The organism is Glycomyces sp. NPDC046736 (assembly GCF_040645615.1).
In the GTDB taxonomy this organism is placed as follows: Bacteria; Actinomycetota; Actinomycetes; order Mycobacteriales; family Micromonosporaceae; genus Glycomyces.
Genome location: NZ_JBEYYO010000001.1, coordinates 171,991 through 195,325, shown reverse-complemented (window position 1 = coordinate 195,325; position 23,335 = coordinate 171,991). Strand labels below are relative to the sequence as shown.

Genomic DNA, 23,335 nt, shown 5'->3' with positions numbered 1-23,335 from the left:
GAGGAGAAAACGGATGAAAACGTGCACGGCCGCCGTTTCGACCCGCCGCGGGAAACCGGTGCCGCGGTGCGCACGCTCGCTTAAGCTCGATCCATGGGTGAGACCGCGCCGCGCCGCCAGACCATGTCCGACCAGGCCCTGATCGAGGGCACCGGAGCGGACTGGAAGACCTGGCTCGAACTGCTCGACGAGCGCGGGGCCGCCGAGCTCGACCACGCCGCGATCGCGCGACTATTGATGCGGGACTTCGACATCGACGGCTGGTGGGCCCAGTCCATCACTGTCGGGTACGAGCAGGAGCGGGGGCTGCGCGAGCCCGGGCAGCGCTCGGACGGGACGTACAGCGCCAGCGCGTCCAAGACCGTGGACGTGCCGATCGGGAGGGCGTTCGAGCGGTTGGCCGACGCCGAAGCGCAGGCCGGTTGGCTCGGCGACGTGGAACTGTCGCAGCGCAGCGCCTCGCCGCCGAAGTCGGTGCGGTTCGACGCCTCGGACGGGACCCGGGTCAACGCGTTCCTCAGCGCCAAGGGCGAGGCGAAGACGGCCGTGCAGGTCCAGGTGGAGAAGCTGGGATCGGCCGAGGAGGCCGCGGCGGCCAAGGCGGCGTGGAAGACGCGCCTCGGCCGCTACGCGGAATCCTTCTAGCGCTTCGTAGCCGGTGCGGCCACGTCGGTGGCCTCGACCGGCGGCAGGGTCTTGGCGCGGCCCCGGGAGCGGGAGATCGCCACCCCGATGAGCGCGATCGCGCCCCCGGCGATGGTCAGCCAGGTCGGGACCTCGCTGAGGAACAGCCAGGACATGCCCACCACGATCGCGGGCACCACGTAGGTGGTGGCGCCGAGCTTGCCCGCGGTGGTGTACCGGAGGGCGTAACCCCAGGTGAGGAACGCGAGCGCGGTCGGGACGAGGCCGAGGTAGAGCACGTGGAGCGTCGCCGAGGTCGGCGCTTCCTCCAACTGGCGCAGCAGGAGCGGCGCGAACGGGAGGCAGAGCACGGCCGCGATGGCGTTCCCGAACGCGGTGAACTGGAGCGAGGAGCAGTGCTTGAGCGTGGGCTTCTGCACCACCACGCTGATGGCGTAGGTGATGGCCGAGACCAGGCACAGCAGAACGCCCACGACCGAGGACGCGCCGTGCTGGGACATCGACAGGCTGACGACGGCCACGCCCGCGAACGAGACGGCGATGCCGAGGAACAGGCGGGGCGGGAAGCCCTCCTTGAGGAGCCAGCCGCCCAGGAGCGCGATGAGGATCGGGCCGATGTTGACGATGAGCGCCGCGGTCCCGGCGTCGACGAGCTGCTCGCCCCAGTTGAGGGCCACCATGTAGACGCCGAACCACAGGATCCCTGAGGTGACGATGCCGGGCCAGGCGCGGCGGTCGGGCAGGCCTTCGCGGCGCACGGCCCAGACCGCGAGCAGCACGACGGCGGCGACCGCGGCGCGGCCGAGGGTGAGCGGGCCCGGGTCCAGGTGCCTGCCGACGTCGCGGATCGACACGAACGCGGAGGCCCAGCACAGGACGGTCACCCCCACGGCCAGCGCGGCGCGGGTGTTGAAACGGTCGCTCATGGGCAACTGCTCCTCGGGGAGGTTCGGCGCGGCGGGTGGGCGTTGGCGCCGTCGGTGATCGGCGGTCGGGAGCCGACCGGAGGGCGCGGTTGGCGCCGTGGGCAAAACTAGCACCGGGGTGCGATATCGGTTATCCGTTGATCGACTGGGAACCCGTCGTGGATCGGGGGCGTCGAAGGGACATGATGGGACACATGACATGGATTCGGCTGGTTCCGGTCGCGGCGCTGTTGGCGCTGGCGGGCTGCGGGGCCGGCGACGCGGGCGGCGGGCCCGATGTGGGCGACGCTGCCGACACGGGCGAGGACGTGGTCTACCAGGGCGCGGTCACCGTGCTCCAGGACCAGGAGCGGGACGCCGCCGAGCTGTGCGGCGCGGTGGCGGAGTCGTATCCGCCGCAGTGCGGGGGCCTGCCGGTGAGCGGCTGGGACTGGGACGCGGTCGATCACGAGGAGGCCTCGGGGGTCCGCTGGGGCATGTACGTCGTGACCGGCACGTTCGACGGGAAGTCGCTGGTGCTCACCGAGGAGCCGGTGCCGACCGCCGAGATCGACATGTCCGAGCACCCCGAGTGGCAGTACAGCGAGCCCGAGCTCGGCGACCCGGCCGAGGACTTGAGCGTCACGGAATTGCAGGCGATGGCCGACGAGATGGCGGCCGAGTTCCCGGCGATCGTGTTCAGCGGCTGGGCCGACGAGCAGCACGGCGTGGCGATCGTGGACACGGTGCTGGTGACCCCGGAGCTGGAGGCGTTCGCTGCCGAGCGCTACCCGGAGGACACGGTGGCGTTCTCGGCGATGCTCAACCCGGTCGAGGAGTGACGACGCGAGCGGGCCGGACCGCTTAAGCGGTCCGGCCCGGAGCTTGGTGCGCCTGGCGCGGTCAGCGTCGGTTGCCCTCGTCACGGCCCTTGCCGGTGAGCTGGTCCTTCGCGTCGCTGAGCTTGTCGCTCGCGGATTCCTTCACGTCGTGCCACTTCTCCTTCGCGCTGCCCTTGGCCTGGTCGGCGCGGCCCTCGTTCGCGAGGCTCTCGTTGTCGGTGGCGTCGCCGAACTTCTCCTTGGCCTGGCCCTTGAGCTGCTCGGCCTTGTCCTTCGCTTTGTCGAAAGCGCCCATCTGATCTCTTCCCTTCGAATGATCACTGCGGGGATACCCGCCTCGGACACCTTCACACTTCGCAGGCGGCCTCGCTCCGAGAACGTGAAGACCGTGCGCAAGCGGAGGCGATCCACTAAGGTGCGCGCGAACGCGGTGGCGCCATGTCGGACCCCCGAGGCAGAATGCCGGAGTGAACGCATCTTCCCCGTTTCTGATCCGGACGATCCTGCCCGCCGAGCACGCCGCGCTCGGCGATCTCACCGTCGAGGCCTACCACCGCGGCGGGATGCTGCTGGGCGGCCTCGACGACCCGTACGCGCCGAGGCTCCGCGACGTGGCGCACCGCGCCGCGTCCGCGCACGTGCTGGTCGCCGTCGAGGCCGGGCCGGGCACGGCGGTGCTGGGCGGGGTCACGCTCGCGTTCGCGGGCAGCGCGATGGCCGAGCTGGCCGGGCCCGGCGAGTCCGAGATCCGGATGCTCGCGGTGGCCCCGGACGCGCAGGGGCGAGGGGTCGGCATGGCGCTGGTCGCGGAGTGCGTCGAGCGCTCGCGGGCCCAGGGAGTCAAGCGGATGGTGCTGTGCTCGCAACGGGAGATGCGCGGCGCGCACCGGATCTACGGGCGCTTCGGCTTCCAACGCGCGCCCGAGCTGGACTGGGAGCCGGTACCCGAGGTGCCGCTGTGGGGGTTCGAGCTCGACCTGGGTTAGAGGTGGTTGCGGAAGGCGCGCTTGTAGTCGCCGAGGACTTGGTCCACTTCGGTCTCGGTGAGGCCGTAGCGGGTCAGGTCGTGGTCGCGCGCGCCGCGGTGCTCCACGAGGGACGTGTTCAGGGCGGTCTGCTCGGCCTCGCCCCAGGGCGCGCCGAGGTCCTCGAAGATCTCGGGGAGCCGTTCGTGGACCTGGTCGGTGAGGTCCCTGTAGCGCACGTCGGTCACCGCGTAGGCGGGCAGGCGCTCGCGGGCGGCCCGGGCGCGGTCGATGCCGGTGGCCAGGAGCCCGAGCCACATGCGGCCGATGGCGTGCGGGTCGACCTCGCTGGAGTTCACCGCGTTCGCGGTCTCGCTCATCGAGCACAGCGAGGCGAGGGCCGTGGCCGGGTCGCGGTGGGTCCACACGATCTGCGCGTCGGGGAAGACCTTGGTGAGAGAGGCGAGGTTCCACAGGTGGGCCGGGGCCCGCAGGACCCAGCGGCGCCGCGGGCGGCCGTGCTGGAGGACTTGCAGGGTCTGCTTGAGATAGCGGTAGTCGGGGGTGAAGTCGCGTTCGAGCATCCACTGGACGTAGCCGGGGAGCTGGGCGCGCACGAGGTGCCCGATGCCGTGCGGGAGCACGAACACGCACGAGTCGGGCTTGTCGGGGTGCATGTCGTAGACCGAGGCGAACGTGGGCACGGCCTTGCGCAGGGCCTCGACGGCCCGTTCGGTGCGGCGGCGGTGGTCGGCGCCTTCGAGGTCGGGGTGCATGAGCTCGGTGAGCAGCGGGCCGCGGTGGGCTTCGGGGACGGCCAGGAGCCGCTGGAGCATGGCGGTGCCGGTGCGGGGCGCGCCGGTGACCACGATGGGCCGGTCGACGCGCTCGTCGGCGAGCTCGGGCATGAGCACGTGGAGCTTGCGCACCCGGAGGCGGTTCTCCAGGCGGTCGGTGACCTCTTGCACGGCGGCGATCCAGCCGGTGGGCGTGAGTCCCTCGATGTCGGCGTAGCCGCTGAGCAGGACCCGCATGTCCTCCACGAAGGCCTCGTCGCCGTTGGCGGTGGAGCCGGTGCGGTGCTCGGCCTCGCGCACGGCCCTCTCCAGGAGCCGGTCCACTTTCTTGCGCCGGCCGGCGATCGCCGGGGTGAGGACGGTGTTGACCGCTCGGAGCCACGGGGCGACGCGTTCCATTGGGCTTGCTCCTTTTGCGCCGCTTACGGATCGGGGTGAGCCTACAGTCGCGTGCGAGTGCGGGCCCACCCCGGGGGACGGCTTGCTTTGCGTTACCGCACGGTGGCCGGTTCGAGCGCCAGCGCGGCCGCGAGCTGCGGGGCGAGCTCGGACACGAACCGGGCCGAGAGGTGGTTCGTGTCGCGGTAGACCATCAGGTTGCCGACCACGACCGGGCACGTGCCCTCGTCGAGGTCGCACATCCACGGGATCGGGTCCAGCACGGTCGCACCGGCGTCGTCGACCGCCTCGACGGTGGCCTCACGCCGATCGGGGTCCACGATGGACTCCTCGAGGTCGCCGACGCACACGCTGGCGTTGTCGGGGTTCTCGGCCAGGCAGCTCGGCGGGTCCTCTTCGAGTTCGACGGAGTCGGCCATGTAGTAGACCTCGTCCGAGACCTCCTGGAGGGCCTCGACGCTGTCGACCCAGCCGTCGACCCAGGCCTTCTCGGGATCGTCGGCGACGATCTCCTTGCGGTCGAACGCGGTCGCCAGGACCGCGTCGGGCTGGACCTCCTCCAGCAGGTCGAACACGCCGTCCTTCCACTCGGGACATTCGGTGTACTCGCGCCCCAGCTTCTTGTCGTACTCGGTGATGTCGGGGACCGAGCAGTTCGCCTTGACCATGACCAGCAGACGCCAGCCCGAGGCCTCGGCAACCTGGTTGAGGGCCGGGAACCATTGCGCGGCATGGGAGTCGCCGAACAGCACGATGGTCTTCTCGCCGTCGGGGTCGCCGAACCAGCACTCGGACTTGACCTCGACCGAGTCGCGGTCGGTCTGGCACTCGCCGTCGCCCGCGATCGAGGGCGTGTCGTCCCGGGCCTCCTCCAGCGACGGGGTCAGGTTCGAGGGCACGATGTCGACGTCGGAGGACTCGCCGATGAGGTCCCACACGGTGATGTCGTCGCCGGTGACCTCGGCGGCCTCCTCGTTGGACACGGTCGGCATCGGCTGGAGCGAGGCGAGGATCGACAGCGACAGGGCGGCCGTGATGAGCCCGCCGCCCATCGCCAGGGCCCGAGAAGGGACCTGGACGAGGGGCTTGCGGGTCCGGATCGGCTGCTCCACGAGGTGGAACGTGGCCACCGAGAGCACGAACGCGGCGGCCATGAGCAGCAGGTAGTGGCGCAGGCGCGGCTCGTCGACGCCGAGCATCGCCGGGCCGATCATGACCAGCGGCCAGTGCCACAGGTAGAGCCCGTAGGAGATCTTCCCGAGGTACTGGGCCGGGGCGATCCGCAGGAGCGCGGTGGCCCCGAAGCGGTGCGGGGCGCAGCCCGCGGCGATGACGAGCGCGGTGCCCGCCACCGGAAGGACCGCGGCGGTGCCGGGGAACGTGGTGTGCTCGCCGATGACCACGACCGAGGCCGCGATGAGACCCAGGCCGATCCACGAGAGCGGCGCGGCGGCCCAGGCCGGGAGGCGCCGCAGGCGCGCGGCGGCCACGGCCACGCCCGCACCGGCCGCGAGCTCCCAAGCGCGCGTGTGGATGCCGAAGTAGGACCAGACCGGGTCCGATCCCGAGCGAGTCGCGCTCCAGTAGAACGACACTGCCGCCACGGCGGCCAGCACGAGCGCCACGGTCATGGTGCGGCGGCGGCGCAGGTGCTCCGCGGAGGCGAACCTACCGCCCCAGATGCGGCGGGCCAGCAGCGCGATCCCGAGCAAGAGCAGCGGCCAGAGCAGGTAGAACTGCTCCTCGACCGCGAGCGACCAGAAGTGCTGGAGCGGTGAGGGCGCGACGTCGGCGTTGAGGTAGTCGGTGCCGTCGCGGGCGAGGCGGATGTTCACCACGTTCAGCGCCGCGGCGGCCGCGTCGGTCGCGATGTCGGGCAGCCGCGTGCGCGGCAGCCAGATCCACGCGGCGGCCAGCGTGGCAGCGAGGACCACGACTGCGGCCGGGAGCAGGCGCACCGCGCGCCGCGCGTAGAACCCCGTGATCGAGACGGTGCCGGTGCGGTCGATCTCGCGCAGCAGCAGCGAGGTGATGAGGAAGCCGGAGATGACGAAGAAGACGTCGACGCCGACGAAGCCGCCCTCTGAGTAGAAGAAGCCGATGTGGGCCGCGATCACCGCGCCCACGGCCAGGGCCCGCAGGCCCTCGATGTCGGGCCGCCAGTGGCCGGGGCGCTCGGCGGCCGGTCGCTCTGCGTTGGGAGCGGCGCTCGTCGTCGCCGCCGTCGCGTTGGTCAGACGCATGAAGTGGGTCTCCGCAATGGTTCACCGGGCAGGGACTCGCCAGTCGGGCAGGACTGGCCTTACCGAAAAAGATGGGGACGGTACCGGGCGAACGCCGACCATAGCATTCATGTGTTTCCGGTACCGACCCCCTTGAAACCGGTGAAATCGGTCTCGATCGGTTCCTCACCGCCCGTGACGGGTGTCCCGCATCACGGGATGCCCGGGGCCTCCGGGGTGGGCCGGATCAGGCCCTCCTGGGTGGCCGAGGCGATGTGCTGACCGGACTCGTCGAAGAACCGGCCCTGCGCCAGGCCTCGGCCGTCGGCGGCGGTAGGCGAGAGCGAGTCGTAGAGGATCCAGTCGTCGAAGCGGAACGGCCGGTGGAACCACAGCGCGTGGTCCAGGCTCGTGCCGAGGTACCCGCCGTTGCCCCAGACCGCGCCGTGGCGGCTGAGCACCGAGTCCAGCAGCGTCAGGTCCGAGGCGTAGGTCAGGACGCACACGTGGATGAGCGGGTCGTCGGGGAGCTTCCCGTCGGCCTTCATCCACACCCGCTGGTGCTCCAGCGCCGGGCGCTCGCCCGAGGCCGAGAAGCCCGAGCCGCCGATGTAGCGCACGTCGATCGGGCGCGGCACCCGCGCCCACATGCCCAGCCGGTCCGGGTGCGCCTCCAGCTGCTTGCTCAGCGGCGGGATCGACTCGGGGTCGGGCAGGTCGGCCGGGGCCGCGTCGGCGTGCTCCAGGCCCGGCTCGCCGGTGTGGAACGAGGCCGACATGAAGAAGATCGTCTGCCCGCCCTGGAGGGCCACGACGCGCCGCACCGAGAACGAGCGGCCGTCGCGGATGTCCTCCACCTGGTACAGGATCGGCTTCTTCGAGTCGCCGGGGCGCACGAAGTAGCCGTGCAGGGAGTGGACCCTGCGGTCGGCGGCCACGGTGCGGCCGGCCGCCACGAGGGCCTGCCCGGCGACCTGGCCGCCGAAGACCCGCTGGAGGCCGACCTCGGCACGCGGCCCGCGGAACAGGCCCGTGTCGATCCGCTCCAGGTCCAGGACGCCCAGGAGCGAGTCCACGGCGTCCTGGCCTACGAGGACTTCCGCCATCGGTTAGGAGCCGATCCGGTGGACCCGGACGGTGTTCGTCGAGCCGGGCGTGCCCGCCGGGGTCCCGGCCACGATGACCACGAGGTCGCCGGGGGCGGCCAGGTGGTGGTCCTGCATGGTCTTGTCGACGAGCTTGAACATGTCGTCGGTGTGGTCGACGTGCTCGACGAGGTAGGAGTCGGTGCCCCACGACAGCGCCATCTGGTTGCGGACGCTCTCGATCGGGGTGAGGCCCACGATCGGCTGGTCCGGCTTGAGGCGGGCCAGACGCTTGACGGTGTCGCCGGTCTGGGTGAACGCCACGAGGGCCTTCGCGCCGATCGCGTCGGCGATCTCGGCCGCGGCGTGGGTGACCGCGCCGGACTTGGTGCGCGGGTCGTGGGTGAGCTCCGCGAGCGGGATCGGGCCCTCTTCGGTGGTGGCCACGATCTTGGCCATCGTGCGCACGGTCCCGATCGGGTACTTGCCGACCGAGGTCTCACCGGAGAGCATCACGGCGTCGGTGCCGTCGAGCACGGCGTTGGCCACGTCGGAGACCTCGGCGCGGGTCGGGCGGGCGTTCTCGATCATCGAGTCGAGCATCTGGGTCGCCACGATCACCGGCTTGGCGTTCTCGCGGCACAGGCGCACGATCTCCTTCTGGACGATCGGCACCTCGTCGAGGGGCATCTCCACGCCCAGGTCGCCGCGGGCGACCATGACGCCGTCGAAGGCGCGCACGACCTCTTCGAGGCGCGCGACGGCCTCGGGCTTCTCGACCTTGGCGATGATCGGGCGCCTCACGCCGACCTCGTCCATCACCTTGTGGCCCAGGCGGACGTCGTCGGGGGTGCGCACGAACGACATCGCGATCAGGTCCACGCCCAGGTTCAGCGCGAACTTCATGTCGGAGACGTCCTTCTCCGACAGCGCCGGAACGGAGATGTTCACGTTCGGCAGCGACAGGCCCTTGTTGTTCGAGACCGGGCCGCCCTCGACCACGAGGCACTCGACGTCGGTGTCGTCGGCGCCGAGCACTTCGAGCGCCAGCTTGCCGTCGTCGACCAGGAGGCGGTCGCCCTTGCTGACCTCGGCGGGCAGCTTCTTGTAGGTGCAGGACACGCGGTCGTGGGTGCCCTCGACGTCATCGGAGGTGATCTTGATGCGGTCGCCCGCGTCCCACTGCTCCGAGCCGTTGACGAACGTTCCCAGCCGGATCTTGGGGCCCTGCATGTCGGCGAGGATCGCCACGGGCTTCCCGGCGGCTTCGGCCGCCTCTCGGACCATCTGATAGACGGCCTCGTGGTCGGCTTGGGCGCCATGGCTGAAATTCATGCGGGCAACGTTCATGCCGGCGTCGATAAGGCCGGCCATGCGCTCCGGCGTGGCGGTCGCCGGTCCGATGGTGCAAACAATCTTCGCTCTACGAGTCACCCTGCGAGCTTATATCGGACGCTCACTCGCACTCACGGGGTCACCGCAGTTGAGAGCTGGAATTCACCGCCGCGGAATGGCGAAATGAACGTACGCGGAATTGAGTCCGGTGCAATGTTCACCGGACTCGATTCCGCTATTGCGATTAGGGCGTGTGTGGGAACTCGCGGCGTGTCGGTATCCGAGTCCATTCGTTCGGTCGGGAGGCGGAAGGGCCCCTGCATACCGGTGTTGTATGCAGGGGCCCGACAACGAAGCGAGCGGGCGAATGGGACGGATAACGGCCGTCGGGGGTTCCCACACACGCCCTAACCGGCGAGCGGCTGCGCGGACGCCACTACGGGCGAGGGCAGCGCCGTCTGGCCGCCGAGGAAACGGTGCGCCGCGGCGGCCGCGGCGCGGCCCTCGGCGATCGCCCACACGATGAGCGAGGCCCCGCGGTGGGCGTCCCCGGCCACGAACACGCCCGCGGCATCGGTCTGGAAGTCCTCGCCGCAGTCGATCACGTTGCGCGCGGAGCGCTCGATCCCGAACTGGCGCAGCAGGGGCTGGTCCTCGGTCCCGGCGAAGCCGATCGCCAGGAGCACCAGGTCAGCCGGGACGATCCGCTCGGTGCCGGGCACCGGGACGATGTCGCGCCGCCCCTGGGACTTGTCGACGGTGACCTCGGAGAAGCGCATCTGGCGCACGTGCCCGTGCTCGTCGCCGATGAACTCGGCCGCGGCGCTCGCGTAGTCGCGCTCGCCGCCCTCCTCGTGCGCCGGGTAGTTGCGCACGATCACCGGCCAGGTCGGCCACGGGTCGCGCCCGGCGTCGCGGGTCTCGGGCGGGGTCGGGTACAGGTCGAGCTGGCGCACCGAGGCCGCGCCTTGGCGGTGGGCCACGCCCAAGCAGTCCGCGCCGGTGTCGCCGCCGCCGATGATGACCACGTGCTTGCCCTTGGCGTCGATCGGCGCGAACGGGGCCTTGCCCGCCACGACCTGGTTGGCGCCCACGAGGTGCTCCATGGCCTGGTGGATCCCGGCGAGCTCGCGGCCGCTCTGGCCGGTCTCGCGGCCTTCGAGCGCGCCCACGGCCAGCACGACCGCGTCGTGGCGTTCACGCAGCTCGTCGGCGGTGACGTCGAAGCCCACGTTGACGTTGCAGGCGAACTCCACACCTTCGGCGCGCATCTGCTCGATGCGGCGGTCGATGTGGTGCTTCTCGAGTTTGAAGTCGGGGATGCCGTAGCGCAGCAGGCCGCCGGGGGCGTCGTCGCGCTCGTAGACGGTGACGGCGTGGCCCGCGCGGGCCAGCTGCTGGGCCGCGGCCAGGCCCGCCGGGCCCGAGCCGACGACCGCCACGGACTTGCCCGTGGCGCGCTCGGCCGGGCGCGGGGCCACGTTCGCGTCGTCGAAGGCCCGGTCGATGATCTCGACCTCGATGTTCTTGATCGTGACCGGGTCGTCGCCGATGCCGAGGACGCACGCGGCCTCGCACGGGGCCGGGCACAGCCGCCCGGTGAACTCCGGGAAGTTGTTGGTCGCGTGCAGCTGCTCGATCGCCGCACCCCACCGGCCGGTGCGGGCCAGGTCGTTCCACTCCGGGATCCGGTTCCCGAGCGGACAGCCGTTGTGGCAGAACGGGATGCCGCAGTCCATGCAGCGCGAGGCCTGCGCGGTCACCAGCTCGCCCGAGGTGCGCGTGTAGACCTCGCGGTTGTCGAGGACGCGCAGCGGGATCGGGCGCTTCTTGGGGACTTCGCGGCCGTGCTCGAGGAATCCGCTGGGGTTAGGCATTCGCGGCCTCCTTCTCGGTCAGGACCAGCGTGCGGGTGGCGACCTGGTCCTGGGCTTGCTTGGCGAGGACGGCCTTGTACTCGCGCGGGATGACCTTGGTGAAACCGCTCGCGGCCTTGGGCCATTCGGCGAGCAGGTCCGCGGCGACCGCCGAGCCGGTGGCCCGGCCGTGGCGCAGCAGCAGCGAGTGGACCAGGTCGATGTCGGAGGCCGACAGCGGGTCCAGGTCCGCCAGCGCGGTGTTGGTGCGGGACTCGTCCAGGCGCCACACGTAGGCGACGCCGCCGGACATGCCCGCGGCGAAGTTGCGTCCGGTGGGTCCGAGGACGAGGACGGTGCCGCGGGTCATGTACTCGCAGCCGTGGTCGCCCACGCCTTCGACGACGGCGACGGCGCCGGAGTTGCGGACGGCGAAGCGCTCGCCGACCTTGCCGCGGACGTAGAGTTCGCCCGAGGTCGCGCCGTAGAGGATGGTGTTCCCGGCGATGACGTTCTCTTCGGCCTTGAACGGGGCTCCGGCGTCGGGCATGAGCGCGATGCGCCCGCCCGAGAGGCCCTTGGCGACGTAGTCGTTGGCGTCGCCCACGAGCTTGAAGTTCGCGCCGCGGGTGAGGAACGCGCCGAAGGACTGCCCGGCGTTGCCGCGGAAGGTGACGTCGATCGAGTCGTCGGCGAGGCCGTCGGGGTGGGACCGGCTGACGGCGGCGCTGAGCAGCGCGCCGACGGAGCGGTCGGTGTTGCGGATCTCCAGTTCGGCGCTGACCTTCTCGCCGTGCTCGATCGCGGGTGCGGCGAGGCGGGCGAGGGTCGCGCCGAGGGTGTCCTCGACGCCGTGGTCCTGGACGGTGGCCTGCGTGCGCGGGCCCTCGACGGGGGCGGCGATGACGTTGGTCAGGTCCACGCGGGCGGCCTTGCGGCCGGGGCCGGGGATCTGGCGGAGGCGCTCGACGTCGCCGATGGCCTCGTCGAGGGAGCGGTAGCCGAGCTCGGCGAGGAGTTCGCGGACCTCTTCGGCGATGTAGCGGAAGAAGTTCTCCACGAACTCGGGGGAGCCGGTGTAGCGCTCGCGCAGGAGCGGGTCCTGGGTGGCGACGCCGACCGGGCAGGTGTCGAGGTGGCACACGCGCATCATGACGCAGCCGGCGACGACGAGCGGGGCGGTGGCGAAGCCGTAGCCTTCGGCGCCGAGGAGCGCGGCGACCACGACGTCGCGGCCGGTCTTCATGGCGCCGTCGACTTCGAGGCGGACGCGGTCCCGCAGTCCGTTGCGGATGAGGGTCTGCTGGGCTTCGGCGAGGCCGATCTCCCACGGGGTGCCCGCGTGCTTGATGGAGTTGGCCGGGCTGGCGCCGGTGCCGCCGTCGTAGCCGGAGATGAGGATCGTGTCGGCCTTGGCCTTGGACACGCCGGCGGCGACGGTGCCGACGCCGACTTCGCTGACGAGCTTGACGTGGACCTCGGCGTCGCCGCCTCCGGCGTGCTTGAGGTCGTGGATGAGCTGGGCGAGGTCCTCGATGGAGTAGATGTCGTGGTGCGGGGGCGGGCTGATCAGGCCCACGCCGGGAGTCGAGTTGCGGGTCTTGGCGATCCACGGGTGGACCTTGTTGCCCTGGAGCTGGCCGCCTTCGCCGGGCTTGGCGCCCTGGGCCATCTTGATCTGGATGGCGTCGGCGGTGGCGAGGTATTCGGAGGTGACGCCGAAGCGGCCGGAGGCGACCTGCTTGATCGCCGAGCGGCGCTCGGGGTCGTAGAGGCGGTCGCGGTCCTCGCCGCCTTCGCCGGAGTTGGAGCGTCCGCCGAGGCGGTTCATGGCGATGGCGAGGGTCTCGTGGGACTCGATGGAGAGCGCGCCGTAGGACATCGCGCCGGTGTGGAAGCGCGGGAAGATCGCTTCGGCCGGTTCGACCTCGTCGAGCGGGATCGGCTGGCGGGAGTCGTCGAAGCCGAGCATGCCCCGCAGGAGCCCGGAGTCGGCGGCGAGCGCGTCGACCTTCTGGGTGTAGCGCTTGAAGACGTCGTACTGGCCCGAGCGGGTGGCGTGCTGGAGCAGGAACACCGTCTCGGGGTTGAACAGGTGGACTTCGCCTTCGCGGCGCCACTGGTAGTCGCCGCCGGGCGGCAGGGGTTCGGAGGTCTCGATGCGCCGCTCGTAGGCGGCGCGGTGGCGTTCGGAGACCTCTTTGGCGAGGGTCTGGAGGCCGATGCCGCCGATGGAGGAGTCGGTGCCGGTGAAGTAGCGGTCGACGAAGTCGGCGTCCAGGCCCACGGCCTCGAAGATCTGCGCGCCGGTGTAGGAGGCCACGGTGGAGATGCCGATCTTCGACATGACCTTGAGGACGCCGTTGCACAGGGCGTTGATGTAGTTCTCGACGGCCTGGGCGCTCTCGAGGGCGATGACGTCTTGGGCGCAGAGCTCTTCGATGGAGTCGAAGGCCAGGTAGGGGTTGATGGCGGCGGCGCCGTAGCCCAGGAGCACCGCGGCGTGGTGCACCGAGCGGCAGTCGCCGGTCTCGACCAGGAGCGCGACCTTGGTGCGGGTCTGCTCGCGCACGAGGTGCTGGTGCACGGCGGCGGTGAGCAGGAGCGAGGGGATCGGCGCGAGGTCGGCGGTGGAGTCGCGGTCGGAGAGCACCAGGATGCGCACGCCGTCCTCGATGGCCTCGGAGACGTGGCGGCAGATCTCGACCAGGCGGTCCTTCATGCCGCGGGAGCCGTGGCGGGCCTTGTAGACCCCGGAGACGCGCACGGCCTTGAAGCCGGGCATGTCGCCGTCCTCGTCGATGTGGAGGATCTTGGCGAGCTCTTCGTTGGACAGGACCGGGCGGGCCAGTTCGATCTGGCGGCACGAGTGCGGGCCGGGTTCGAGGAGGTTGCCCTCGGGGCCGACGGTCGCGCCGAGCGCGGTGACGAGCTGCTCGCGGATGGCGTCCAACGGCGGGTTGGTGACCTGCGCGAACAGTTGCGTGAAGTAGTCGAAGAGGAGCTTGGGGCGCTTCGAGAGCCCGGCGATGGGCGTGTCGGAGCCCATGGACACGAGCGGCTCGCCGCCGTTGGTGGCCATCGGCGCGAGGATGAGCCGCAGCTCTTCGTCGGTGTAGCCGAAGGTGAGCTGGCGGCGGCGCACCGAGTCGGGGTCGGGCGCGGCGATCTCGCGCTCGGGGAGCTCTTCGAGGCGGATGAGCCCGGCGTGGAGCCAGTCCCCGTAGGGGTGCTCCTTGGCGAGGGTGTCCTTGACCTCTTCGTCGTCGAGGATGCGGCCGGCTTCGGTGTCGACCAGGAACATGCGGCCCGGCTCCAGGCGGCCCTTCTGGGCGACCTTGGACGGCTCGATGTCGACCACGCCGGTCTCGGAGGCGAGCACGACCAGGTCGTCGGTGGTGCGCCACCAGCGGGCGGGGCGCAGGCCGTTGCGGTCGAGGACCGCGCCGATCTGGACGCCGTCGGTGAAGCAGACGGCGGCCGGGCCGTCCCAGGGCTCCATGATCGAGGCGTGGTAGCGGTAGAAGTCGCGGCGCTTGGGGTCCAGGCCCGCGTTGTGCTCCCAGGCCTCGGGCATCATCATGAGCATCGCGTGCGGCAGGCTGCGCCCGCCCAGGTGCAGCAGCTCGACGACCTCGTCGAAGTTGAGCGAGTCGGAGCCGCCGGGGGTGTTGATCGGGAACAGGCGCCGCAGGCGGCCTGGCAGGTGCTCGGTCGCGAGTTCGGCCTGGCGGGCGGTCATCCAGTTGCGGTTGCCGCGGATGGTGTTGATCTCGCCGTTGTGGGCGACCATCCGGAACGGGTGCGCCAGCGGCCAGGACGGGAACGTGTTGGTCGAGAACCGCGAGTGGACCAGGGCGATGGCGCTGGTCAGGCGCTCGTCGGCGAGCTCGGGGTAGAACTGCGGGACCTGCGCGGGGGTGAGCATGCCCTTGTACACGATCGTGCGGGGCGACAGGCCCACGATGGCGGCGTTGCCGAGCTGCCGTTCGCGAAGTTCGCGTTCGGCCTGCTTGCGGACGGCGAACGCGAGGCGCTCCAGGTCGATGCCCGCGGCGAGGCCGTCCTCGGAGGCGAGGAAGACCTGCGAGACGCGGGGCTTGGAAGCCAGGGCGGCCGCGCCCAGGCCGGAGGGGTCGGTGGGCACGTCGCGCCAGCCGAGCACGCGGCAGCCCTCGGCGACGGCGTACTTGCCGACGATGGCCCGCACGCGGGCGGTCTCGTCGTCGCTCTCGGGGGTGAACACCAGCCCGGCGGCGTAATGGCCGGCCGCGGGCAGGGTGAAGTCGACGGCGTCGCGGTAGAAGGCGTCCGGGATCTGGAGCATGATGCCCGCGCCGTCGCCCGAGTCGGGGTCGGGGGCGGTGGCACCGCGGTGCTCCATGCGAACGAGCGCGGAAAGCCCCTGCTCGATCACGCTGTGGGCGGCACGGCCTTGCATGTCCGCAACGAAGGCGACGCCGCAGGCGTCGTGTTCCCATGCGGGGCGGTAAAGACCGGGTTCGGTGTTCAGGGCAGAACGCAACCGTGGCCTCCTTCGTCGTCGAGCGCTCGCGGCAGGCGTGGGGAGCCGGGAGCACAGCGGTGTTTCGTCCGGGACGACGTCGGCCCGAGAGAATGCAAAGTGTCAGGCGAGTGTAATGCATCGCTCATCTGGCGGACACCATCGTCCTACGATCCGAGCAGGTGGCGAGGTTTTTCTCTCGGGCAGTTCACAGGCCCCGCAACGGGGTCGAAATGACCCGGTAATGGGAGGGCGGGCCGCGCGCGGCAGTGGCGGCGGGTGGTTAGAGTGAACCGATCAATCGCACGGCGCCCATCCCCGTGCTCGTACACCCCCTCCAGAGTACGTTCGCAAGGAGCGATACACCAATGACCTATCCCCCGCCCCCTGGCTACGGACAGCAGCAGCCGCAGCAGCCGGGCTACCCGCCGCCGCAGCAGCCGGGCGGATACGCCCCGCAACCGTCGCAGCCGCAGCAGCCCGGTTACGGCCAGCAGCCGCCGCAGCAACCCGGCTACGGGGCCCCTCAGCAGCCGGGCTTCCCCCCTCCTCCCGGCAACCCTTACGGCGCCCCGCCCCCGATCCCGCCCTCGGGCAACAGCGGCGGCGGCTGGGGCAAGAAGATCGGCGGCATCGCCGTCGTGGTCGTGGTCGCCGTCGGCATCGCGATCTTCCGCTCGGTCCTCAGCGGCTCGGACGACAACGACTCGGGCAGCGACACGACGCTCACCGACGACCAGGTCGAGGCGGCCGAGGCCGCCTCGGTCGGCGACTGCATGTCCGACGCGACCGCCGTCGGATCCGACCTGATCGTCCCCTGCGAGGACCCGGCCGCGTTCTGGACCATCAAGGACGTCGCCTCCGACCCCGGCTTCGAGATCGACATCATGGGCGAGGTCAGCGACCCGGCCGTGCCGATCTCGATCTGCGGCGAGGAGTACAACGCCTCCACCCCCGGCCAGCTGTGGCTGAGCTACCAGTACGTGTACACCGAGACGTACGAAGGCGCCGGCGGCCCCGTCGACTACCTCTACTGCGTCGAGGCCATCGACAAGGAGGACGCCGACGGCAAGCGCCCGGTCTTCCCCAACACCGGTGACTGCACCGACAACTGGTCCACCGGCTACTGGACCATCGACTGCTCGCTCCCGGCCGCGCTCTACGTCGTCGACGACGTCGAGATCTACGACCCGCCGATCGAGGAATCCGCGTTCGACTACACCACCGCCGTCGGCGGATGCCAGAACTCCGGCTACTACGCGCAGGCGCTCTACGGCGGTGACGGCCTCATCTACGCCGGCATGTGCACCAGCGACAACGCCTGACCTGACGAGCCCGAAGGCCGCTCCCGCACCGCGGGGGCGGCCTTCGGCGTTCCTGGAGGGACGGGTGTTCGCAGCGAGGCCATAGAATGGGGCGCACGCGCATGTTCACGCCCCTGCCCGGCCACGCGACGGAGAGCCCCATGACCTACCCTCCCCCGAACCCCTACGACCCCGGAGCGCAGCCCCCGGGCCACGGCCAGACGCCGCAGCACTACACGACCGACGCCGACCCGTACTCGCGCCCCGACCCGTACGGCCCCGGACCCGGATACGGCAACCCGCCGCTCAACGTGCAGCCCGGCAGCGCCCCGCCGGGGACCCCGTACTCCCCCGCGCCGCCCCCGGCCTACCCCGGCCAGCAACCGCCGCCCGGCTACCAGCCGGCCCCGCCCGGTCTCCCCGGCGGCGCGTTCCAGCCCGGCCAGGCCGCGCCCCCGCCGCCGCGCAGCGGCAACAACCTGCCGCTGATCCTGACGCTGGTCGTGGTGGTCATCGCCGTGGCCGCGGGCGGGATCATCCTCGCGATGAACCTCGGCGGCGACGGCGAGCCGTCCGCCGAGAAGACCACCAGCGCCGCCGAGGAGACGACCGAACCGGCCGAGGAGACCACCGAGCCCACGCCCTCCGAAGAGGAGACCACCGGCACGGAGGCCACGTACCGCGTTCCCGCCGAAGGCGAGTGCATCGAGAACGTGACCACCGGGTTCTACGTCGTCGACTGCTCGGCCGCGACCGCCTACTGGTACGTCGTCCACATCGTGCAGGCCCCGGCAGACCCGGACCCGAACGACCCGAACCACGCCGTGGCCGCCAACGACGCGTGCGCGGGCTACGAGTGGAGCCAGTACTACTACACCGACACCGCGATCGCGGCCGGGCGGGACTGGGACCCCGACATCGACTCGATCACCGCGATCTACTGCGTGCGCGAGGTTTAGCCGAGACTGGCACGGCCGGTTACGATCGGCCCATGGGGCTCACCGCGACCGACGTCGACCTGTTCGAGGCCTCCAGGCCCCGCCTGGAGGCCATCGCCTACCGCCTGCTCGGTTCGGCGAGCGAGGCCGAGGACGCGGTGCAGGAGACCTTCCTGCGCTGGCAGAGCACCGACCGCGAACGGCTCGACGTGCCCGAGGCGTGGCTGACCAAGGTGCTCACCAACCTGTGCCTCAACCAGCTCACCTCGGCCCGGGCGAGGCGCGAGACGTATGTGGGGCAGTGGCTTCCCGAGCCGGTGCTGGCCGGGGACCCGATGCTCGGGCCCGCCGACACGTTCGAGCAGCGCGAGTCGGTGTCGATCGCGGTCCTGACGCTCATGGAGCGCCTGACCCCGGTCGAACGCGGCGTGTACGTCCTGCGGGAGGCCTTCGCCTACCCGCACCGCGAGATCGCGCAGATCCTCGACCTCACCGAGGCCTCCAGCCAGCAGATCTACCATCGGGCCAAGCAGCATCTGGCCGACGGCCGGGCCCGCAAGGCGATCGACGAGGCGGCCGCGCGCCGCATCGTGGAGGAGTTCCTGGAGGCCGCCGCGACCGGCAAGACCGAGCCGCTGCTGGCCCTGCTCACCGACGACGTGGTCGCGATCGGCGACGGCGGCGGCAAGGTCCCGGCCCGCACCAGCCCGTTCGCGGGCGCGATGGCGGTGGCGAAGTTCGTGCGCGGCCTCGTCAAGCCCTCGGAGCAGAAGCGGGCCATGGTCGGCGGCTCCGTGGACCTGTACGCCGGAGTCGCCAACGGCGCCCCCGCGGTGCTGGCCGTGGTGGACGGCCGGGTCATCGGCGTCTTGGTCCTGGAGGTCACCGAGGACGGGATCTCCGCGGTGCTCAGCGCCGCGAACCCTGACAAACTTGGCCGCGCCGACGCCTACTGGAACGCCGAGGACCACGGGAAGCCGCTGCTCACCGCCTGGTGAAGACCATGTGAGCTGATTCACAGAGAAAACCTGTCAGGAATCGGGCCGCCGTCCGGTTCAGGTGGCGAACCCATCCCAGACAGGAGCAGGAACATGCAGCACCGCATCATCGTTCTCGGCGCCGGATACACCGGGGCCATCGCGGCCGGACGGCTCGCCAGGCGCCTGCACCGAGACGACGTGGCGATCACCCTCGTCAACGCCGAACCCGACTTCGTCGAACGCGTGCGCATGCACCAGGTCGCGGCCGGGCAGGACCTCAAGGCGCGCCCGCTCGCCGAGATGTTCGCGGGCCAAGGGGTCGACATCAGGCTCGCGAAGGTCACGAGCGTGGACCCGACCGCCAAGACCGTGGCCGTGATCGACGCCGACGGCGCGGCCGAGCTCGAATACGACACGCTCGTGTACGCGCTCGGCAGCCGCACCGCCGACCACGGCGTGCCCGGCGTGGCCGAACACGCCTACGAGATCGCCAGCCGCGCCGGGGCCATGCGCCTGCGCGAGCGCCTGGCCCGCCTCGACGCCGGGAGCACCGTCACCGTGGTCGGCGGCGGCCTGACCGGACTCGAAGCCGTCACCGAGTTCGCCGAGGCCAGGCCGGACCTGCGCGTCAAGCTCGTGGCCCGTGGCGGCCTGGGCGACTGGGTCTCGGCGAAGGGCCGCCAGCACCTCTGGAAAGTCCTCAAGGGACTGGACATCGAGGTGCACGAGCACACCGACGTGGCCGAAGTCGGTGCGGACGAAGTGGTCTCGGCCGAAGGCGAGCGGATCACCTCCCAGGTCACCGTGTGGACCACCGGATTCCAGGTCCACCCGATCGCGAACTCCAGCGGCCTCGAGGTCACCGAATCGGGCCAGATCGTCGTGGACGAGACGATGGCCTCGGTCTCGCACCCGGACGTGTACGCCGTCGGCGACGCGGCCTACGCGAGGGGCAACACCGGCAAGGTGCTGCGCATGTCGTGCGCCTCGGGCACCCCGGTCGCGTGGATGGCCGCCGACACGATCGCGGCCCGCCTCACCGGCGGCAAGCTCCCACGCAACCACGCCCGCTACTTCAACCAGTGCATCTCGCTGGGCCGCAAGGAAGGCCTGATCCAGTACGTGACGGCCGAGGACAAGGCGGTGAACGCGACCTTGAGGGGCCGCTTCGCCGCCGGGTACAAGGAGCTCGTCTGCAAGGGCGCGGCCTGGGGCGTGGCCAACCCGACCATGGGCATGCCGGTGCGCCGCAAGCGCATCCGCACCGCGAACGCGTCCGCACGAGCCGAGATCCCCGCGGTCGCCGGGTAGCGCGGGAAGGCCGACCGGTCCGAGGCCGGTCGGCCTCTCACTGCCCGACTGAAGCCACGATCGAAGAGGACATGCCGATGGGACACCGCATTCTCGTGCTCGGGGCCGGCTACGCCGGGCTCACCGCCGCCCGCAGGCTCAGCACCCTGCTGCGCGGGACCGACGCCGCGATCGTGCTGGTCAACGACCGCACCGACTTCGTCGAGCGGCTCCGCCTGCATCAGGTCGCGGCCGGACAGGACCTGCCCCGGTACGACCTCGCCGAGCTGCTGCGCGGCTCGGGCGTGCGGCTGCACTGCGCCAGGGTCGAAGCCGTGGATCCCAAGCGGCGCACCGTCCTGGCCGACGACGACACGCTCGCCTACGACTCGCTCGTCTACGCCCTGGGCAGCGCGGGGGCGACGATGCCCGGATCGTTCGAGCACGCCTGGAACGCGTCCTCGCCGCCGAGCGCGATGCGGTTGCGCGACAAGATCGCCCGCGTCGAGTCGGGCGGCCGGGTACTCGTGGTCGGCGGCGGGCTCACCGGATTGGAGATCGCCACCGAGATCGCCCAGGCCCGACCGGACGCGGCGGTCGCGCTGGCGACCTCGGGCGGGCTCGGGGACTGGCTCGTCCCGGGAGCGCGGGCGCACCTGCGCCGCGGGTGCGAGCGGCTGGGCGTCACCGTGAACGAAGGCGTCCGGGTCGAGCGGTTCACTGCGGACGGCGCGGTCACCGAAGAAGGCAAGGTCCTGGACGCGGATGTGGCGATCAGCGCGACCGGCTTCGCACCGGGCCCGATCGCGGCCGCGTCGGGACTGCGGACCGAAGCGGGACTGATCGTGGTCGACGAAGCGATGCGCTCGGTCTCGCACCCGGAGGTCTACGCGATCGGCGACGCCGCCCTCGCCGCGGGCCCGGGCGGCAAGGCGCTGCGGATGTCGTGCTCGTCGGGAATGCCCACAGGCTGGCTCGCGGCAGGGCACATCGCCGCCGCCGTGGCGGCGCGGCGGCCCCCTCGCCTGAAGGTCCGCTACTTCCACCAGACGATCAGCCTCGGCCGCCGGGACGCGGTGGTGCAATTCGTGACCGCGGACGACCGCCCCCGGAGCGGATACCTGACAGGCCGAGCAGCCGCACGCTACAAGGAATCGTTGTGCCGCATAGCGATGTGGAGCTTCGCCCACGACCTGCCCAAGGGAAGGACCGCAGCTTAGGCGGCGCCCCCGACCGCTATCAGGCCCGTTCGCGTCGTCGTCGGCCTGGCGAGCGAACGGACTCGGACAAGACTCACCCCGCGACCGCCACCCAGGAAACCGCGAAGGGCCGCGCTCGTTTCGGGCGCGGCCCTTCGCGAATGACGTGCCTGGGGCGGTGCCCTCGCCAAGGCCGTGTTCGCGAACCGCGCCCGTCGGCCCGCTCGCTTCGTCGTCGGCCTTGCGAACGAGCGGACTCTGACGCGACTCGCCCCGCACCCGCACCCGCGCTCGCGCTCACGAACACCGTCTCGAACCGCGAGGGGTCGCACCCGAAGCGGGCGCGACCCCTCGCGCACGACCCGCCAGGAGGCAGGGCCGCCGCCTGGGCCGTGTTCGCGAACCGCGCCCGTCGGCCCGCTCGCTTCGTCGTCGGCCTTGCGAGCGAACGGACTCCGACGCGGCTCGCCCCGCGCCCGCGCCCACCATCCCGAACCGCAAAAGACCGCGCCCGCTTCGGGCGCGGCATCTCGCGCACGACCCGCCAGGAGGCAGGGTCGCCGCCTGGGCCGTGTTCGCGAACTCCCGCCAGCCCGTTCGCTTCGTCGCCGCACCCCGCGCGAACCGACTTCGGCTCGTCCCGCGCCCTCGCCCTCGCTCGCGACCGCGACCGCGACCGCGAACACCGTCTCGAACCGCAAAAGGCCGCGCCCGTTTCGGGCGCGGCCCTTCGCTGCTACTCGGGGGCGACGATGCGCGGGTGGAGGTCGCCGGCCGGGGGCTGCCAGGTGTCGACGTCGATCGTGACCTGGTCGCCGGAGCGGATGTCCTTGATCTGCGTGCCTTCCTCATTCGTGAAAAGCACGAAGGGAATGCCGCGCTTGTCGGCGAACTTGATCTGCTTGCCGAACTTGGCCGCCGAAGGCGAGACCTGGACCGGGATGCCGCGCGAGCGCAGGCGCTGCGCGAGCGCGGTCGCGGCCGGGCGCTCCTCGTCGTTCGCCAGCGCAACCAGCACGCAGGTCGGGACCTCGCGGGTGGCGTCGAGCCGCCCGGACTGGAGCAGGGGCACCAGGATGCGCGAGATGCCGATCGACAGGCCCACACCGGGATACGTGTTCTTGCCGTCGGAGGCGAGCTTGTCATAGCGGCCGCCCGAGCAGATCGAGCCGAGGCTCTCGAAGCCCTCCATGATCGTCTCGTAGACCGTGCCGGTGTAGTAGTCGAGGCCGCGGGCGATCTTCATGTCCGCGACGACGAAGCCGGGCGCGGCGGTGGCGGCGGCCTCCACGACGGCGGCGAGCTCGTCCAGGCCCTCGTCGAGCAGCGGGTCCGAGACGCCCAGCGCGCGGATCTCGTCCACGAACGAGGTGTCGGCGGCGCTGATCGAGGCGAGCTTGAGGCAGGACGCGGCCTGCTCGGGGGTCGCGTTCACGTCCTCGATGAGGAGCTTCGCGACCGCGTCGGGGCCGATCTTGTCGAGCTTGTCGATGATCCGCAGCGCCTCTTCGGTGTCGGCGATCCCGAGGCCCTGGTAGAAGCCCTGGGAGAGCTTGCGGTTGTTGACGTGCATGCGGACCTTCGGCAGCGGCAGGTCGCGGAGGGCGTCGGCGATGACCAGCGCGACCTCGACCTCGTAGTGCGCGGGCAGTTCGCCTTGGTCGACGATGTCGATGTCGGCCTGCCAGAACTCGCGGTAGCGGCCCTCCTGGGGGCGCTCGCCGCGCCAGCACGGCTGGATCTGGTAGCGGCGGAACGGGAAGTTGAGCTTCCCGGCGTGCTCCAGCACGTACCGCGCGAACGGCACGGTGAGGTCGAAGTGCAGGCCCAGCCCGGCGTCGCCGTCGCCGTCGGCCTGGAGCCGCCGCAGCACGTAAACCTCCTTGGAGGTCTCGCCCTTGCGCAGCAGCTGGTCCATGGGCTCGACGGCGCGGGTCTGGACGTTGGCGAAGCCGTGCAGCTCGAACGCGCGGCGGAGATGGTCCACGACCTGCTGCTCGACGATCCGCTGGCGGGGCAGCAGTTCGGGGAAGCCCGAGAGCGGCTGGGGTCGTGACATGGGTGTCTCC

Annotated in this window: 17 protein-coding genes; 8 read left to right on the top strand and 9 right to left on the bottom strand. The window is 71.2% G+C overall.

All coding sequences use genetic code 11. The features are described 5' to 3' along the window. The first annotated feature begins 93 nt into the window (after positions 1-93). Positions 94-645 carry a hypothetical protein gene (locus tag AB0B28_RS00885; protein WP_360114280.1) on the top strand — a complete coding sequence of 184 codons (552 nt, stop codon included), beginning with the start codon at positions 94-96 and terminating at the stop codon, positions 643-645. Here AB0B28_RS00885 and AB0B28_RS00880 read toward each other — a convergent pair. Then, positions 642-1,571, bottom strand: coding sequence for a DMT family transporter (locus AB0B28_RS00880; RefSeq protein WP_360114277.1), 930 nt, complete (start codon positions 1,569-1,571; stop codon positions 642-644). The two genes, AB0B28_RS00885 and AB0B28_RS00880, sit on opposite strands and share 4 nt — an antisense overlap. Before the next feature lie 194 nt (positions 1,572-1,765). Between AB0B28_RS00880 and AB0B28_RS00875 the strand changes: the two genes are divergently transcribed. Next, on the top strand, positions 1,766-2,392 hold the full coding sequence (locus tag AB0B28_RS00875) for a hypothetical protein (RefSeq protein ID WP_360114274.1): 627 nt from the start codon (positions 1,766-1,768) through the stop codon (positions 2,390-2,392). A 61-nt stretch (positions 2,393-2,453) separates the two neighbouring features. Here the strand turns inward: AB0B28_RS00875 and AB0B28_RS00870 are convergent, their stop codons facing one another. After that, complete coding sequence (locus AB0B28_RS00870) at positions 2,454-2,687, bottom strand: CsbD family protein (protein WP_360114271.1); 234 nt, start codon at positions 2,685-2,687, stop codon at positions 2,454-2,456. A gap of 172 nt (positions 2,688-2,859) precedes the next feature. Here AB0B28_RS00870 and AB0B28_RS00865 point away from each other — a divergent pair, with 172 nt between their 5' ends. Next, positions 2,860-3,378 carry a GNAT family N-acetyltransferase gene (locus AB0B28_RS00865; protein ID WP_360114268.1) on the top strand — a complete coding sequence of 173 codons (519 nt, stop codon included), beginning with the start codon at positions 2,860-2,862 and terminating at the stop codon, positions 3,376-3,378. Here AB0B28_RS00865 and AB0B28_RS00860 read toward each other — a convergent pair. From AB0B28_RS00860 to gltB, 6 genes are all read right to left on the bottom strand, one after another. Continuing rightward, on the bottom strand, positions 3,375-4,553 hold the full coding sequence (locus AB0B28_RS00860) for a sulfotransferase (protein ID WP_360114265.1): 1,179 nt from the start codon (positions 4,551-4,553) through the stop codon (positions 3,375-3,377). The two genes, AB0B28_RS00865 and AB0B28_RS00860, sit on opposite strands and share 4 nt — an antisense overlap. 92 nt (positions 4,554-4,645) lie before the next feature. Beyond that, positions 4,646-6,796, bottom strand: a complete 2,151-nt coding sequence (locus AB0B28_RS00855) for an acyltransferase family protein (protein WP_360114262.1) — start codon at positions 6,794-6,796, stop codon at positions 4,646-4,648. A 191-nt stretch (positions 6,797-6,987) separates the two neighbouring features. Beyond that, positions 6,988-7,881: an acyl-CoA thioesterase II gene (locus AB0B28_RS00850; RefSeq protein ID WP_360114259.1), complete on the bottom strand. Its 894-nt coding sequence runs from the start codon at positions 7,879-7,881 to the stop codon at positions 6,988-6,990. A 3-nt stretch (positions 7,882-7,884) separates the two neighbouring features. Continuing rightward, positions 7,885-9,294, bottom strand: a complete 1,410-nt coding sequence (pyk, locus tag AB0B28_RS00845) for a pyruvate kinase (RefSeq protein ID WP_360114256.1) — start codon at positions 9,292-9,294, stop codon at positions 7,885-7,887. 308 nt (positions 9,295-9,602) lie between these two features. Then, positions 9,603-11,072 carry a glutamate synthase subunit beta gene (locus AB0B28_RS00840; RefSeq protein WP_360114253.1) on the bottom strand — a complete coding sequence of 490 codons (1,470 nt, stop codon included), beginning with the start codon at positions 11,070-11,072 and terminating at the stop codon, positions 9,603-9,605. Continuing rightward, complete coding sequence (gene gltB / locus AB0B28_RS00835) at positions 11,065-15,576, bottom strand: glutamate synthase large subunit (RefSeq protein ID WP_360114250.1); 4,512 nt, start codon at positions 15,574-15,576, stop codon at positions 11,065-11,067. Before gltB ends, AB0B28_RS00840 begins: the two co-directional genes overlap by 8 nt. 347 nt (positions 15,577-15,923) lie before the next feature. Here gltB and AB0B28_RS00830 point away from each other — a divergent pair, with 347 nt between their 5' ends. The 5 genes from AB0B28_RS00830 (at position 15,924) to AB0B28_RS00810 (ending at position 21,287) form a co-directional block, all read left to right on the top strand. Then, entirely contained in the window at positions 15,924-16,880 is a 957-nt protein-coding gene (locus AB0B28_RS00830) for a hypothetical protein (RefSeq protein WP_360114247.1), read from the top strand. A gap of 140 nt (positions 16,881-17,020) precedes the next feature. Then, positions 17,021-17,818, top strand: coding sequence for a hypothetical protein (locus AB0B28_RS00825; RefSeq protein WP_360114244.1), 798 nt, complete (start codon positions 17,021-17,023; stop codon positions 17,816-17,818). A 32-nt stretch (positions 17,819-17,850) separates the two neighbouring features. Beyond that, positions 17,851-18,795, top strand: a complete 945-nt coding sequence (locus AB0B28_RS00820; RefSeq protein WP_360114241.1) for an RNA polymerase sigma-70 factor — start codon at positions 17,851-17,853, stop codon at positions 18,793-18,795. Between the two features lie 93 nt (positions 18,796-18,888). After that, entirely contained in the window at positions 18,889-20,088 is a 1,200-nt protein-coding gene (locus AB0B28_RS00815; protein WP_360114238.1) for an FAD-dependent oxidoreductase, read from the top strand. Positions 20,089-20,165: 77 nt separating this feature from the next. Further along, on the top strand, positions 20,166-21,287 hold the full coding sequence (locus AB0B28_RS00810; protein ID WP_360114235.1) for an FAD-dependent oxidoreductase: 1,122 nt from the start codon (positions 20,166-20,168) through the stop codon (positions 21,285-21,287). A 715-nt stretch (positions 21,288-22,002) separates the two neighbouring features. On the opposite strand, the gene hisS is transcribed toward AB0B28_RS00810, so the two are convergent. Next, a complete protein-coding gene (hisS, locus tag AB0B28_RS00805) occupies positions 22,003-23,325 on the bottom strand; it encodes a histidine--tRNA ligase (protein WP_360114232.1) in 1,323 nt (440 codons plus the stop codon). Positions 23,326-23,335 lie beyond the last annotated feature (10 nt).